This is a genomic window from Dactylosporangium sp. NPDC049742, assembly GCF_040674675.1.
GTDB lineage: Bacteria > Actinomycetota > Actinomycetes > Mycobacteriales > Micromonosporaceae > Dactylosporangium > Dactylosporangium maewongense.
In genome coordinates this window covers 33,960-48,415 of sequence record NZ_JBFANF010000052.1, presented here as the reverse complement: position 1 = coordinate 48,415, position 14,456 = coordinate 33,960, and the positions used below count along the sequence as shown (strand labels likewise).

The following is a 14,456-nucleotide window of genomic DNA, read 5'->3' as shown; positions in this document are numbered from 1 at the left end:
GGATGGCGCGACAGGCCCCCGGCACACCCGACGATCGACAGGTGCCGACCCGCCAGCCCGCGGACGCCGCGCGGACGATGATCCTGCCCCTCGCGCTGGCCCAGTTCATCTGCAGCTATGCCGGCACCGCGATGAACGTCGCCATCACACCGATGGCCCACGACCTGCACACGACCGTCTTCGGCGTGCAGACGACCATCACCCTCTTCACGCTCACCATGGCCGCCCTGATGATCCCGGGCAGCAAGCTCACCGACGTGTGGGGCCGCAAGCGCTGCCTGGTCGCCGGGCTGCTGCTGTACGGCACCGGCGCCCTGCTCGCCGCGATCGCCCCCGGCCTCGGTGTCATGCTCCTCGGCAACGCGCTGCTGGAGGGCATCGGCTCCGCCCTGATGATCCCGCCGATCTACATCCTGATCACCGTCGCGTCCCCGGACGTGGCCATCCGGGCGAAGTACTTCGGCATCGTCAGCGGCGCCGGCGCGCTCGGCGCCGCCACCGGCCCGCTCATCGGCGGCCTCATCACCAGCCTCGTCAGCTGGCGTGCGTCGTTCCTGCTGCAGGTCATCGTCATCGCGTGGATCGTCGTACTCATCCGCCGCCTGCCCGATCCCGCCCGCCCCGGCCCGGCCCCGCACTTCGACGTGACCGGCGCGGCGCTGTCCGCCATCGGGCTGCTGTTCGTCGTGCTGGGCGTGCTGCTGTCCACCAGGTACGGCTGGGGCGCCGCCCGCACGGACTTCGCCGTCGCCGGCCACGTCCTCATCGCGCAGGGCGGCGTCTCCCCGGTCTGGCCGTCGCTCGCCCTCGGCGTCGTCGCCCTCGCCGCCTTCGTGCTGCACCTACGCCGCACCGAGCGCGCCGGCCGCGAACCCCTGCTGCACCTGCGCATGTTCGGCAACCGGGCCGCCAACCTCGGTCTGGGCACGCAGGCGGTGCAGTGGCTGATCATGCAGGGCACGTTCTTCGTCACCGCCGTCTACCTGCAGAACGCCCTCGGCTACAGCGCCATCATGACCGGTCTCGCCCTCACCCCGGCCACGGCCGGAATCCTGGCCTCCTCCGCCGCCGCCGAACGCTTCGCCCGCCATCGCAGCCAACGCACCCTGATCCTCGCCGGCTTCATCCTCACCGTGACCGGCATGGTCACGCTGCTCGCGCTGGTCGCCGGCGGCACCGGCATCTGGCGCACCGTACCTGGCCTGCTCCTCGCCGGCGTAGGCCTGGGCACCATGCTCACCGCCTCGGTCAACCTGGTCCAGTCCACATTCCCCGACCGCGACCAGGGCGACATCTCCGGCCTGTCCCGCGCCGTGTCCAACCTCGGCTCATCCCTCGGCACCGCACTCGCCGGGTCCGTGATCGTCTCCGCCGCCCACCCCGGCCGCCACCCCTACGCCGCATCACTCGCAGTCCTCGTCATCCTCGCGGTCGCCGGCCTGATCCTGGCCGTCCTGCTCCCACGCACTCCAGCCCCGAACGCCTAGGCAGCGGCCGCTGCTCCCGGCGCGGCTCCGCGTGGCGGAGCAGGGACCTGCGGCCGGCGCGCCGACATCGGCGCGGGCGCGGCCAAGGCGATCGTGTCGCTGGGCTTCGCCCCGCACGTCACGCACTTCGCCGAACACCTCGGCGTCGCCACGGTCATCGCGACCGAGATCCTCGCCGACGGCGGCTTCCGGCACGTGTTCCCGTCATCGAAGCCGGTGCTGCCTGCGGCCCCACCAGAAGAGGAAGGCAACGCTCACGACCCCGAGCGCCGCGCCCGCGACCGTCGCTGTGACCATCGACCGACCGCGCTCCGACATCGCCGCGGTCAGCCTCTGGGCATCAATGCTCACCCAGATTGCCGTCATGAGCAGGAGCGGCAACACCACGATCGTCGGATGCCGGTCCACGATATTTCCCGACTGGCGCCTGGCCATTCCTCATCATGGCCGACGGTTCCGCGTTTGGCAGCAGACGTGGCGCGCGGGGCGGCGCTTCTGACGGCGACGGCACATAATTCACTCATGACGGACAGTGCGGACGGCATCGTCGGATGGCGATGGCTCGACGTGCGGCTGCACCGGCGGGCCCGCCGGCTGGTCCGCACCGAACCGGCACCGAGTCGCCTGCGCCGGGCCGCCACCGCGGCCGTCGCCGCCGTCGTGCAGGCGGGTGCCTTCGCGACGCTGGTGTGCGGTGCATGGCTGTGCACGGTGCGATTCCCCAGCGTCGCGCTTCTCCCCGGCGCCGTGCTGGTCCTCTTCGGCGTGCTGACCCTGCCCCGGCCGGCCACCCTGCCGCGCGACGTCGTCACCGCCCGCCGCGCCGACACGCCCGCGCTGCACGCGCTGGTCGACCGGGTCGCCGCCGCGCTGGGCGTGCCCCGGCCCCACCTCGTGGTGCTGGACGACCGGTTCGCCGCCAACTCGGGCCACGCCGGCCTTCTGCGGCGCCGGTACCTGCGCATCGGCGCACCGCTCTGGGCGGTGCTCGACCCCGCGCAGCGCACCGCGCTGGTGGCTCTGGAGCTGGCCCGGTTCGGCGGCGGCGACCCGAGCCGCGCCGCGCTCACCGGCACCGTCGAACGCACCCTTGCGACGATGGTCGCCATCTTCGAACCCGGCGCGGACAAGCTGCTGCACGCCGGCCGCGAAGAAGACGTCACCAAGATGATGGCGGCGAACCCGACGCGGATCGGCCAGCAGCACGCGCAGTCGTACACGAACCTCGCCGGCGACCTGGTACGGCCGTTCGTGGCGCTCCTGCACGGCGTGTTCGGCCTGGTACGGCTCGGCTACCTGACGCTGCTGCAACCCGAGGCGTTTCGGGCGGTCCTGGCCGCCGACACCCGGGCGGCCGCGGTGGCGGGCACGCCGCAGGTCCGGTCGGTCCTCGCCACGCGGCTGCTCGTGGAGCCGATGGTGACGGTGCTGCGCCGCGACGCCCGGGCCGGTGACCGCTCCGGTGCGGTCCGGCGCGACGAACCCGAGGTGGTCGTCGCCGGCTGGCCCGCCCTCGCCGCCGTCCTCGTTGCGAAGCACGCGCCGTCGATGCCCGAGCTGTGCGACGCCGACGTGGCCCGCACCGCATCCCCCTTCGCCGTCACGCCCCCGCTCGGCCGGCGTTTCGAGATGCTCACCGAGACACCGGCGACGCTGGCGGCCGACCCTGAAGAGTCCGCGGCGACGGACGTCGAGCTGCGGCCGATGTACCGCCGGCTGGTGCGGGACCTCAGGAACGGCTGAGATCAGTGCGGTGGCCGTACAGCGCGGTCATCAGCTCGGCGTATCCGGCCGATGTGCCGATGCCCTGGCGACGCTGGGGGTGCACGAGGTAGTAGTGCACAGCGTGGGCCAGGAACAGCGCGTTGACGGTGTCGGTGCTGATCCGGCGCCGGGTCAGGGGCAGGCCGGCGGCGCGGACCAGGTCGGGCCTGGCGTACGTGAGCCGCAGCGACAGCGCCGATGGTGTGGTGGGCGGCAGCGAGGCCGTCGTCAGGGCGTCCCACGGAACGGTGAGCGTGCCGAGCGCGCTGCGGTCCTTCAGGCCGTCTGGTCCCAGCTCCACACCGATGCCCCGCCACACCGCGGCGATCTGCGGGACGATCAACACGACGAGCAGGCAGGCCAGGACGACCATCACGTCGTCCGTGAACCGCACTGCCGGGTCCGGGGACGGCCAGTCGCGTTGCATCGTGCGGGAGTTGGCCGCGGCCATGATCATGGTCGTGGCCATGAAGGCCGAGCCGGCGGCTTGCAGGACGTGGTTCGCAGGTGGCGGGGTACGGAACACGCCCGCGCCGGCATCGACGGTGAACGCCGCCGGTCGCCGCCGGGTCAGCGCGACGCTCGCCAGGACGAGTGCCGCGAGGCCGAGCAGGGGCGGCAACACCGGTATGGCGTACCTGAGGTCGCTGTCCGGTGCCGACAGCAGGTGCACGCCCACGAGCACGCCGGCAAGGGCTACCGCGCCGCCGAGCACCCAGCGAGGGTGACGCGCGACGCCGGCGAGGATCGCGGAGATCATCCGGGCAGCGTAGGGGGCGCGGTGGCGGCTGGGAAGCGCGGCGGCGGCAATCGGACCTACCGGGTCGGGCCGGTCGCGGCCAGTACAGGATGCTCGGACGGCAGGTGATCCGCCAGGGCTGAGCGCAGCGCGGCGCGGCCGGGGCGGGTGAGCCAGATCTCGACTTCGAACGTGTCGCGGCCGTCGCGGACACGGATCGGGGGCATCGACGCGCCGGCGGTGAGCACCGCGACGCCGTGCGGCCCGGTCGGTGTCACTTCCAGCAGCGGCGTGCCCCAGCGGCGGGTGAAGCGCACCGACTCCACCGCCGGCCAGCGCACGATCATCGGGGACGAGCCGCGGGAGGCCAGCTCCAGGCCCGCGCTGGAGATGCGCACCCAGTCCCGGCACCACCGCCACCGGAAGGTGGCGAACCCTGCGGCGTAGGCACAACTCGAGACAACGGCGTTGCCGCCCAACATCAACAGGTTCCGGGTGGGCGGCGGAGAGAGTGTCACGGCCAGCATGATGAGCGAGAACCCCACCCATGCCGCCATAGAGATCGCCAGGCCGGCACCGAACGTGCGCCAGAACCCGGGGCGAAACGTCACAGCGTCCTCAGCGGGCGGCGGGATCTGCTCAGGGCGCGGCATACGGCAAGCGTACGGACGGAACACTCCGACGCCATCCGGCAAAAGGACGCCTTCGCACCGACCAGCCAGGCACAACGTGGTGGGGCGGGGGGCGAAGCGCGGTGTCGTCGGTTTGTGGGTGGCGGTCGGGGGCATAGGTCGCGCTCGGGAAGCCGGGGGGACGTGACCGGAGGGACGCATGGAGATCAGGCCGGCGGCGGTGTACCAGCGCGTCGACCAGCCCGGGGACGTGACGCCACTGGACGAGCGGGTGCTGGAGGACACCGACACGCTGCCGGCGTTCGGGCTCGCCCACCTCGTCACCGGGTGACGGGGAGACCGCGACCATGGACCTGCACGACATCCAGCGCGGCGTGCTCAGCCCTCGCCCGTCGCAGTACGCGGCGGCGTACCTCGCGTTCCGCATCGACGACCGCGCCGCCGGCCGGAAGCTGATGCGCCGCGCCGCGACCGTCGTCACCTCCGCCGCCGACCCGGCCGACCTGCTCGGCGAGACCTGGGTCAGCGCCGCCGTCACCTGTCACGGGTTGCGGGCGCTGGGCGTACCGGAGAAGTCCCTCGACTCGATGGCGTGGGAGTTCCGCCAGGGCATGGCGGCCCGCGCGACGACCCTCGGGGACACCGGGGCGAGCGCGCCGGACGTGTGGGAGACGCCGCTCGGGTCGCCGGCCGTGCACGTCGTCCTCGTCGCCCTCGCGCCGGACACGGCGATGCTGGACGCCGCGATCGACCGGGCCCGTCCCGCGTACGAGCGGCTGCCCGGCGTCACCGCGATCTGGCGGCAGGACTGCCACGCACCGCCGGCCGGGACCGAGCCGTTCGGCGTCCGCGACGGCATCAGCCACCCCGCCGTCGAGGGCAGCGGCATCCCCGGGTCGAACCCGTTCGAGACGCCGCTCAAGGCCGGCGAGGTCGTGCTCGGGTACCCGGACGAGCTCGGCGGCGTGCAGACCACCACCCCGGACGTCCTCGGCCGCAACGGCAGCTACGTCGCGTTCCGCAAGCTCCGGCAGGACGTGGCCGCGTTCCGCCGCTTCCTGCGGGCGAGCTCGGACACGCACGGCGAGGAGCTCATGGGCCGGTGGCGCGGCGGCGCACCGCTGGCACTCGCGCCCGAACGCGACGCCCTGGCGCTGTGCCGTGCCGACGCCTTGGTGCTCGCCGGTCAGGACCGCGGCGGGAGCCACATCCGCCGCGCCGACCCGCGCGACTCGGCCGTAGCGGGAGAGGTCCGGCTGCATCGCATGATCCGCCGCGGTACCGCCTACGGCCCGCCCCTGCCCGAAGGCGTCCTCGACGACGACGGCGCGGACCGGGGCCTGCTGTTCGCGTTCGTCGGCGCGCACCTGGGGCGCCAGTTCGAGTTCGTGCAGACCGAGTGGCTCAACAACGGCGTCTTCTTCGGCGCCGGCGACGCCCGCCACCCGATCGCCGCCACCGGCGGCCCGGGCGCGGCGGACTCCACGATCCTGCGGCGTCCGGTGCGCCGCAAGCTGCGCGGCGTGCCGAACTTCGTCACCACCCGCGGTGGCGAGTACGCGTTCCTGCCCAGCCTCACCGCGCTGCGCTGGCTCGGCGAGCGGCGGGCTTGAGGGCGCGGCCGTGGACCTGCATCAGCTCCTCAACGCCGTCACCGTCGTCTTCATCGCCGCGACCATGTTCGCAGCCGGCCTCGGCGCGACCCTGCCGGCGTTACGCATGGTGTTCAGCGACGTGCCGCTGCTGCTGCTCGTGCTGCTGGCCAACCTCGTCGCCGTCCCGCTGCTCGGCTGGGGCCTGGCGGCGCTGTTCGGCCTGGCCACCGCCCCGTTCGTCGCCCTGCTGCTGACCGCGTCGTCACCCGGCGGACCGTTCGCCGTCAAGCTCGGCATGATCCAGGCCGGCGACGTCACCACCGCCGCCGCGATGCAGGTCCTGCTCGCCGCCGTCGGCAGCGTAACGTTCAGCTTCACCGCCAACGCACTGCTCGGGTTCGCCCACGTCGGCACCGGCGCCGCCCTGGACGTCGGCGCGCTCGTGCGCAGCGTCGCGCTCCTGCAGCTGGTGCCGTTCGCGGTCGGCCTGACGATGCGCCGGTACGCGCCGCCGACCGCCCTCGCCTGGCACCCCGCCTCGGTCAAGGTGTCGGACGTGACGTTCCTGATGGTCCTCACCGGCATGCTGCTGGGCAACTGGGCCGACGTCGTCGCCCTGCTCGGCACCCGGACCCTGCTGGCCGGCTTCCTGTTCGCCGCCGCGTCGTTCGGCCTCGGCACGCTGCTGTCCACCGGCCCCCCACGCCGGCGCACCACCATGGGCGGCGTCGCCGCGGTCCGCAACATCGGCCCGGCTCTCGCCGCGGTCAGCCTCGCCTTCGACAACTCACCGGCCATCCTCGGCGCCCTCGCCGCCATCCTCCTCAGCGGCGTCGCCGCCGCGCTCCCCATCGCCGCCTTCCTCGCCCGCCACCGCACCGCCGCACCGTCCGAAACCACCTGACCGCCGCCGCGCCCGGCTCGCCGGCGCCCACCGCGACCTGGCCGCGGCCGACCCGGCCACCACCGTCGGCGAGATCGCCACCCGCTGGGGCATCCCCGACCACAGCCGATTCACCGCCCTCTACCACGCCGCCTACGGCCAGGCACCATCCACCACTCTCCGCAACCGCTGAAGGCCACGCGGAACCCGGCAAGGCCGCCCAGCGCAACAGTGAACGGTCGAGCAGGATCGGGACCGACAGGAGGACGGTGGTCAGGCGCCGATGAAGTGCTCGGCCTGAGTGCGGGTGGTGTGCAAGGCCCAGTAGTCGAGGGCGATCTCGTCCGGCGCGCGGTAGGGGACGCCGTCTGGGGCCTGGGTGCCGATCAGCAGGTTGATGGCCACGTTCGCCACGTAGATGCCCTGGCCGGCGAGGGTGTTGTGCAGGTTGATGGCCCAGTTGCGCAGGCCGGCCTGGGCGATGTTGAGGTCGGCGAGCATCGGGTACGGGTTGATCGCGCCGCCGCCGGTGGTGAACAGCACCGTGCCGGATCCGGCCACGATCATGGCGGGCAGCACCGCCTGGACCGCGGCGACCGCGCCGTACAGGAGGCTGTCGATCGGCTGGCGCAGCGATTCGACGGTCACGTCCTTGGGTGCGGTCATGGTCAGGCCCGCGTGCGGGGAGAACTCCAACACGTTGATCCGCCCGAACCGCGTGATCGCGTGCTGCAGCGCGGCGGTGACCTGGGCGGCGTCTGCGGTGTCGGCAGGGAACCCCTCCGCGGTGATCCCGACGGTGTTGAGTTCGGCGACCAGGACGTCGAGTTTGTCCTTGCTGCGCGAGATGAGGGCGACATCGAATCCGTGGCCGCCGAAGACCTTGGCGATGGACAGACCGAGACCCGGCCCGGCTCCGACGATGGCGATGGTGGGCATGGCGAAGCTCCTTCAGAAGGTGTAGCCCCGGCCGGACGGCCGGGTGAGTGAGAATGCGCGACGCGGGCGGGTCAGCCGTGCTCGCCCGGCCCGGCCGCGCCGGGCGGTGCCCATTCGGTGGGGCGCGGCGCGTTCAGGGCGGCGAGCAGCCGCTGGGAGACGGCGCCGAGCTGACGTTGCTGTGCCTTGGTCAGCGGGTCGATGACCAGCCGGCGCACGGCGGCGACGTGGCGGGGTGCGGCGAGCGCGACCTTGGCCATGCCGTCGTCGGTGAGCGTCGCCAGGGTGGCGCGCCCGTCGGCCGGGTCGGGGTGCCGGCTCACCCAGCCGCGCTTCTCCAGCCGGATCACCACGTTCGACAGCCGGGACAGCGTGCTGCCGACGTACCGGGCGACCTCGCTCATCCGCAGCGTGCGCTCCGGAGCCATCGACAACGCGGACAGCACCACGTACTCGAAGTGGGAGATGCCCGCGTCCCGCTGCATCTGCGCCTCCAGCGCGGCGGGCAGTTGGGTCAGCACGTAGGCGAACGCATACCAGTGCTGCTGCTCATCGGGGTCGAGCCACTGCGGCTCTGCGACCTCCGGGGCGTCGTCCATCACCCCAACATACTCCAAGCGTGAAGCATCTCCAACCTGGCTTTACTCTTTGCTTGAAGTTAATTGGAAGGGACAGCAAGGGCTGGTGGGCGGTGCCGGTTGGTCAGCCGCGCTCGGTCCTGGTGCTGCGGTTGGTGGGCGCTGGGTGGTCGATAGGCGCTTCGGATGCTGCCCAGCTGGCGAGGAGGCGGAGGGAAGGCCCGCCTGGTCCGGCGTGAGCCGTGCCCGGCGGGTGGCCAGGAACTCGCGCAGCTGCTGGCGCACGTCGGCGGCGACCTTCTTGGGTTCTCCCACGTCATCCACGGTACGAGGTCGGCAGTCGGCGAAGGAGCCACTGGCAGTACCCCTCTCGCAGACTCTGCCACCGCCGCGCCGACCCGGGTTTCCTGGAAGAAGCCCAGCGGTCGGCCATCGCACGCCGGCCACCGTCGTTTGTCGAGTTCATTGGAGTTCCGTTCGTCATGCCTACGACCGTCGCCGCCTACGCCGCGCTGTCCGCCACCGAACCGCTCAGGCCGCACCCGATCGAACTGCGCGATGGCTGGGGCACATGGCGGTCAAGCTCGCCCACGCGATGGGCGCCGACGTCACCGTACTGTCGCAGTCGCTGAAGAAGCGCGAGGACGGCCTGGCGCTCGGGGCGTCCGGCTATTACGCCACCGCCGACCCGGACACGTTCACCGCCCTGGCCCGGACGTTCGACCTGATCATCAACACGGTCAGCGCCCCGGTCGACCTGGACGCCTACCTCTCGCTGCTGGTCGTCGACGGTGTTCTGGTCAGTGTCGGCGGACCACCCGAGCCGATGCAGGTGCACGCCGGTTCGCTGAGCCTGCAACGGCGCATCCTCACCGGCTCGATCATCGGCGGCCTGCCGCAGACGCAGGAGATGCTCGACTTCTGCGCCGAGCACGGCATCGGCGCCGAGATCGAGGTCATCGGCATCGACCAGGTCAACGACGCCTACGAACGGGTCCTCGCCTCCGACGTGCGGTACCGGTTCGTGATCGACACGGCCACCCTGACCTGACGCGTCACCTACGCAGGGGTCGGCGGGCCCGCGCGACGTCCGCCGACCCGAACCGCGCCCGCAAGCGCATCTCCCGCTGCAGCGCGGCACGCGTCCTTCCAGGCCTGACCGCAGTCGCCGGGGCAGCGATGGCGCAGATCTTCGCCTACGCCCGCGAAGCCCTGCACGGCACCGAGCGCGTCGCGATCTCGCCGCGTTCTTCCCCGCGTGCTCGACGGGCCCAGGAGGCGAGGTCAGTCCTCAGCGTGAAAAGCCCATCGGGCGCGGACGACACCGTCCGCGTCGGGAGCGATCGCCCGGGCGAGCATGGCGATGCCGTCGGTATGGATGACCATGGCCGCCCGGGCACCGGACACTATGGCGCGCAGCTCGTCGTGCAGACGATCATCGCATGCCTGTTGCATGATCCGGCCCTGCTCGTCTTGCCAGACAATCGTGAACAGGCCGTCGGGCAGATCGCCCAGGACCGCGTCGACGTCGGGCGACAGGTCCGGCCATACGGCCAGCATCGTTCTGGGCGCGAGCCGGTCCCGCACGGCGGCGAGGTCACCGGGGGTGAGCCGGTGAAACGCCGGCCGGTTGATGACAGCCGTCGCCTCGAGCAGCAGCGACCCGTGCGCCTCGGCCCGCTCGCCCACCTCCGTCCAGAACGCGTCGTCGGCCGGCCGGCGCTCGTCGGTGTCCTCGAACTCGTAGGCCCACGGCGAATCCGAGATCGGCTCCACGAAGAGTCCGAGCTCCCGCGCCTCGGCCACGGCGACCGGGCACGGCACCTCGCTACCGACGTACATGTACTGGTCGTAGCCGACGTGGACGAGGAACCGGTCGTCGAGTTCCAGCCGGCACCATGCACCACTTTCCCGCAGCATCACCCGGACCAGTTCGAGCCCGACGGGCAGGTCGATCTGAGCGCCGTCGTGAAAGCCGGCGAGGTCGGGCGGGAAGAGCCCGGTGAGGCCATCGCCCTCAACAGGTGGATCGAGCCCGAAGTTGATCCAGCCCGCCACCTGCGGCTCGCGGATGGCGAGTCGGGCGATCCCGGTTTCCCGACCGAAGGCGGCGACCGCGGCGAGGTAGGCGGACTCCACGTCCCCGCAATCGCTGCGCTCGTAGTCGTCGTACCAGTGGGTCATCGGATCCCGCTTGGTGACCTTGTAGACGTGAGCAGGCACAGCCACCATTGTGGACGAGCGCGTTTCGACAGCGCAGCAGTCACCGATGGTGCCTGCCGGCACGAACTGTACGAATGGCGGCCACGGCACCGACCCCGGATCGCGTGGTGACGCCGAGGAACGACAGGCTTGTAGCGCAGGTACCACCGCACCCCGACCACAATCACCTCGGGCGGGAACCGGAACCCGGCGAACGCCGACTTCGGAGGCAACAAGGGGGCAGGGACGGGTCGAGTGCTTCACGTCAAGCATGCCGCGATCCCGCCCACGCCCAACGCAACAGAGCCCTTCCGGTCAGGCGCAGACCTTGTCCAGGGCGGTCTTCGCGGCATCGGCGGCGTCGACCACCCCGGTCTTGGGCGTGCCGCGTGCGGCGGAGAACTGTTCCAGGGCGGCGACGAGCCGGGTCAGGGCCTCCTTGAGGCCCGGGTCCGAGACGGTGGCGGTCAGCGGGCGCAGCTGCTTCGCCCACTCCTTCGCCAAGCCGTCCTGCTCCGCGGCCGCCGCCGTGGCGGCGGCGGTGTCGCCCCGCTTGATCGCGGCGAGGGCCTTGCCGTCGGCCTCGATGAAGGCCGGCAGGTACAGCTCGGCGGTGTCCTTGAGGCCGCGGCACTCCGGGCCCGGGGAACCTCCGGTCCGGGCGGCGGCGCTGGACGCGGGGGTGTCTGGGTCGCCGCCGCAGGCCACACCCGACAACAGGACGACCGCCGCGACCATGATGGCCATGAGGAACCGCATGCCGGTCACTGTATCGGCCGGGGCCGCTCAGGGCAGGCGGGTCGTGCCCGTGTCGAAGTGCCGCTGAACAACGTGCCGTCCAGCAGGTGCACGGTTACCCGGAGCTTCGAGCAGGGGTGACTGGGATGGGCCTACCTGGCGGTGGTGAACGCGAGCCGGACCCCGAGGCCGATCAGCGCCGTGCCGCTCATCCCGTCGATGAAACGACGTACGGCCGGTCGGGAGAGCATCCGGCGAGCCGCGGCGACCAGATTCGCCACGGTGAGGAACCAGGCGGCCGTGATGACCACGGCGATCAGTGACAACGTCAGCAGCGGGACGAGGCCGGCATCGGCCGGAAGAAACTGGGGCAGGAGCGCGACAAAGAAGATCGCCGCCTTGGGGTTGAGCGCGTTGCACAGCAGACCGTCACGGAACGATCCCCACAGACCTGAGCCAGCGGTGCGCTCGGCGTTCGGATCGGATCGGAAGTCGCGCGAGCGCCATGCCGAGCGCAGTGCGTTGACACCGAGGTACACCAGATAGCCCGCGCCCACAAACTTGATGATGGTGAAGGCGACGGAGCTCATGGCGACCAGTGCTGCAACGCCGGTGGCGGCGGCAATCGCCCAGGCGAAGACCCCGGCGGCGACGCCCACCGCTGTCGCCATGCCGTGCGCGCGGCCGGCAAGGGCCGAGCGGCGCATCACGACGGCGAAGTCCGGTCCAGGCGACATGGCACCGAGGGCTACAACGCCGCCGAAGGTCAGCACCTGCGCGGTTGTCATCACCGCTCCCCCTCCGTTCCGCGGCGACGCGCGCCACTGCCGATCCGTCACTGTACTGCGGGCTCCCGCAGCACCTTCCTCAGATGGGCCGCCGACTCCTCGTACCCGAGCGCGACGAGTGTACGGCCGTCGGTAACGCGCGGACGGCACACATAATGAGCGCATGGCCGGGAAGCGAAAACGGCGACGACGGTTGCGGCCGGACGATCAGGCGACGACGTTGACCAGACTGAAGACGCGCCCCACGCTGCCCAGACGCCGCCCACGGCACAGCTCGCCGTACGCCAACACGAAGGAGTGGGCCGGCATCGTCCTGGCCGCCGTCGCCGGGCTGGTGTTCGCGTGCATCGCGCTCCAGATGCACTACGACCATCGGATCCTGCAGCAACGTGGGCTGGTCACCACGGGCGACATCGTGTCGGTGTCGTACACCAAGGGCGGCGCTGTCGCGGAAGTCCGGTTCACCACCGCCGACGGAAGGACCGTCCAGGCCGACGTGTCGAACACGGGCGATGCGACCGAGGTCAAGGTGGGCGCGCGGATGGAAGTCCGGTACGACCCGAAGGACCCGACCGGCCGGGTGGAAGACCCGAACGACGACGGGAGCACCCGCTGGATGGTGGGTATCGGCGGAGCCGTGCTCCTGGCCGGCGCCGCATATGGCGCCACCCGCGTCGCGTAGGTCACCGCGAGCGCGCCGCAACGCCACGGGAAGTTGTCACCTTCGGTACTCGGCGACAGCCATGATCCGGTGCGCACTCGTGGCCGATGAGCGCGCACATGATCTTCGTTCAGCGACGCTGATGGTGGAGTTGGGTGCGCTAGCTTGTCCGCGTCGGCGTAGTCGGGGCTGTGGGCGCTGCCGTCAGGCAGGCCGGAATCAGACCAGCCAGCCGCATCAGGCGGTAGAACTCCTCCTCGACAGCCATCGCAGCCGTGTAGGCGCGGGCCAGCACGGTAGGGCGCTCCTCGGGTGTGACGAGATCGGCCAGTTTGGTGAGTGCGAGTGCCCGGTCGTCGGGATCGGCTATCGCGATGGCCGCCCGCAGGGCGGCGCCGACGGCGGCGGCCCGGGTGTCGGCTGGCAGCTGGGCGGCGACGAGCCGCAACGCGTCGGCACGCGCGTCCGGCTCCGACGTGGCCTCCAACGCCGACAACGCGGTGTCGAGGCGGTCGTGGTCGAGATGGGGTGCCAGCGCGACGAGGATGGCAGTGCGCTGTTGCTCGTCGGCGGCGTCGAGGCCGGCGGCAAGTGCGCGGTCTAGCTGGACCGGATCGAGGTAGGCGGCCAGCGCGGTCACGATGTTCAGGAAGTCGGGCCGCCTGCGGTGCGGACTGCCCACCTCACCGTTTCGCCAAGCCCGATCTTGAGCGCTACCGTCAGGTCTGTTTCAGGGCGGCGAGGACCGCGTCCAGCCGGCCGTCGAGCGGTCCGCTCAGCTCCAACACTGGCGTGTCCTCCCAGGCGTTCAGCGGGTCGTCGTAGACCAACTCCACCAGCGCGTCATTCATTCGCGCGCGAAGGCCAGGCAGCTCCACCGCCGGGAGAATCTGCTCCGTCTCGGGTGTGATCATCGTGATGACCAACAGATCGAGGCTCGAAAACGCCGCGCGCAGCCGTGCGCCATCGGCTTCCTCCGAGGGGTCCGCGCCGGTCGCGGCCAGATATGCGAGGTAATCCAACGGCGTCCGGTCGAAGATCGTCCCGGACGGCGACGGCGGCGAGCACAGGCTCCGCACCGAGCGGGCCAGCAACGCCCGGTAGTCCTCCGGCGACGGCGGAAACTGGAACTCGTAGCCCTCCTCTTCGAGCAGGTAATACGGCTCATCCGCCCCGACGTGGCCCGGCAGGTGCGCGCACAGCGCCTCGACAAGCGTCGTCTTCCCGGTCCCGTGTGTCCCGGAGATCCCGACCCGCATCCGCACTCCTGCCCATCCGGAAGACCCCGACGATCATAACCTTGGTCTTCATTCGGGAACGCGTGCTCGACATCGATGGCCAACCCCAGACTGACATCCGAGATTCGTGCGCGCACTCATCTGCCGCCGTCTGTCCCAATCCGGTCGCCAGGTCATGGCGCCTGCGGGGCGGTCCTATCCCCCAAACGCGA

The 14,456-nt window shown here is 71.4% G+C and carries 16 protein-coding genes and 1 pseudogene; 7 read left to right on the top strand and 10 right to left on the bottom strand.

What is annotated here, in order from left to right; genetic code table 11:
• Window positions 1-41: 41 nt before the first annotated feature.
• Window positions 42-1,487: an MFS transporter gene (locus AB0J72_RS43025; RefSeq protein WP_363410513.1), complete on the top strand. Its 1,446-nt coding sequence runs from the start codon at window positions 42-44 to the stop codon at window positions 1,485-1,487.
• Between the two features lie 204 nt (window positions 1,488-1,691).
• Here AB0J72_RS43025 and AB0J72_RS43020 read toward each other — a convergent pair whose 3' ends face one another.
• On the bottom strand, window positions 1,692-1,895 hold the full coding sequence (locus tag AB0J72_RS43020; protein ID WP_363410510.1) for a hypothetical protein: 204 nt from the start codon (window positions 1,893-1,895) through the stop codon (window positions 1,692-1,694).
• A gap of 114 nt (window positions 1,896-2,009) precedes the next feature.
• Between AB0J72_RS43020 and AB0J72_RS43015 the strand changes: the two genes are divergently transcribed.
• A complete protein-coding gene (locus AB0J72_RS43015) occupies window positions 2,010-3,230 on the top strand; it encodes a M48 family metallopeptidase (protein ID WP_363410507.1) in 1,221 nt (406 codons plus the stop codon).
• Here the strand turns inward: AB0J72_RS43015 and AB0J72_RS43010 are convergent.
• Both AB0J72_RS43010 and AB0J72_RS43005 read right to left on the bottom strand, forming a co-directional pair.
• Complete coding sequence (locus AB0J72_RS43010; protein WP_363410504.1) at window positions 3,217-4,011, bottom strand: hypothetical protein; 795 nt, start codon at window positions 4,009-4,011, stop codon at window positions 3,217-3,219. The two genes, AB0J72_RS43015 and AB0J72_RS43010, sit on opposite strands and share 14 nt — an antisense overlap.
• A gap of 56 nt (window positions 4,012-4,067) precedes the next feature.
• Window positions 4,068-4,643 (bottom strand): hypothetical protein, encoded by a 576-nt coding sequence (locus tag AB0J72_RS43005; protein ID WP_363410501.1) that lies wholly within the window; start codon window positions 4,641-4,643, stop codon window positions 4,068-4,070.
• A 178-nt stretch (window positions 4,644-4,821) separates the two neighbouring features.
• Between AB0J72_RS43005 and AB0J72_RS43000 the strand changes: the two genes are divergently transcribed.
• From AB0J72_RS43000 to AB0J72_RS42990, 3 genes are read left to right on the top strand one after another with little or no spacing between them, the layout of a single operon-like run.
• Window positions 4,822-4,953: a hypothetical protein gene (locus AB0J72_RS43000; RefSeq protein ID WP_363410498.1), complete on the top strand. Its 132-nt coding sequence runs from the start codon at window positions 4,822-4,824 to the stop codon at window positions 4,951-4,953.
• 16 nt (window positions 4,954-4,969) lie between these two features.
• Window positions 4,970-6,235: a hypothetical protein gene (locus AB0J72_RS42995; protein ID WP_363410495.1), complete on the top strand. Its 1,266-nt coding sequence runs from the start codon at window positions 4,970-4,972 to the stop codon at window positions 6,233-6,235.
• A gap of 10 nt (window positions 6,236-6,245) precedes the next feature.
• Complete coding sequence (locus tag AB0J72_RS42990; RefSeq protein ID WP_363410493.1) at window positions 6,246-7,121, top strand: hypothetical protein; 876 nt, start codon at window positions 6,246-6,248, stop codon at window positions 7,119-7,121.
• Between the two features lie 252 nt (window positions 7,122-7,373).
• On the opposite strand, the gene AB0J72_RS42985 is transcribed toward AB0J72_RS42990, so the two are convergent.
• Both AB0J72_RS42985 and AB0J72_RS42980 read right to left on the bottom strand, forming a co-directional pair.
• A complete protein-coding gene (locus AB0J72_RS42985) occupies window positions 7,374-8,039 on the bottom strand; it encodes an SDR family NAD(P)-dependent oxidoreductase (protein WP_363410490.1) in 666 nt (221 codons plus the stop codon).
• Window positions 8,040-8,110: 71 nt separating this feature from the next.
• Window positions 8,111-8,638, bottom strand: coding sequence for a MarR family transcriptional regulator (locus AB0J72_RS42980; RefSeq protein ID WP_363410487.1), 528 nt, complete (start codon window positions 8,636-8,638; stop codon window positions 8,111-8,113).
• 541 nt (window positions 8,639-9,179) lie between these two features.
• On the opposite strand from AB0J72_RS42980, the pseudogene AB0J72_RS42975 reads away from it, so the two are divergent.
• Window positions 9,180-9,668, top strand: a pseudogene (locus tag AB0J72_RS42975) (zinc-binding dehydrogenase); the annotation flags it as partial.
• Between the two features lie 233 nt (window positions 9,669-9,901).
• Here AB0J72_RS42975 and AB0J72_RS42970 read toward each other — a convergent pair.
• From AB0J72_RS42970 to AB0J72_RS42960, 3 genes are all read right to left on the bottom strand, one after another.
• Window positions 9,902-10,840 carry a hypothetical protein gene (locus AB0J72_RS42970; protein WP_363410484.1) on the bottom strand — a complete coding sequence of 313 codons (939 nt, stop codon included), beginning with the start codon at window positions 10,838-10,840 and terminating at the stop codon, window positions 9,902-9,904.
• A gap of 294 nt (window positions 10,841-11,134) precedes the next feature.
• Complete coding sequence (locus AB0J72_RS42965; protein WP_363410481.1) at window positions 11,135-11,578, bottom strand: hypothetical protein; 444 nt, start codon at window positions 11,576-11,578, stop codon at window positions 11,135-11,137.
• Between the two features lie 131 nt (window positions 11,579-11,709).
• Entirely contained in the window at window positions 11,710-12,345 is a 636-nt protein-coding gene (locus tag AB0J72_RS42960; RefSeq protein WP_363410478.1) for a LysE family translocator, read from the bottom strand.
• 220 nt (window positions 12,346-12,565) lie between these two features.
• On the opposite strand from AB0J72_RS42960, the gene AB0J72_RS42955 reads away from it, so the two are divergent.
• Window positions 12,566-13,027: a DUF3592 domain-containing protein gene (locus tag AB0J72_RS42955; protein ID WP_363410475.1), complete on the top strand. Its 462-nt coding sequence runs from the start codon at window positions 12,566-12,568 to the stop codon at window positions 13,025-13,027.
• Window positions 13,028-13,166: 139 nt separating this feature from the next.
• Here the strand turns inward: AB0J72_RS42955 and AB0J72_RS42950 are convergent, their stop codons facing one another.
• Complete coding sequence (locus AB0J72_RS42950) at window positions 13,167-13,688, bottom strand: hypothetical protein (RefSeq protein WP_363410472.1); 522 nt, start codon at window positions 13,686-13,688, stop codon at window positions 13,167-13,169.
• Between the two features lie 37 nt (window positions 13,689-13,725).
• Window positions 13,726-14,265: an AAA family ATPase gene (locus tag AB0J72_RS42945; RefSeq protein ID WP_363410469.1), complete on the bottom strand. Its 540-nt coding sequence runs from the start codon at window positions 14,263-14,265 to the stop codon at window positions 13,726-13,728.
• Window positions 14,266-14,456: the final 191 nt, after the last annotated feature.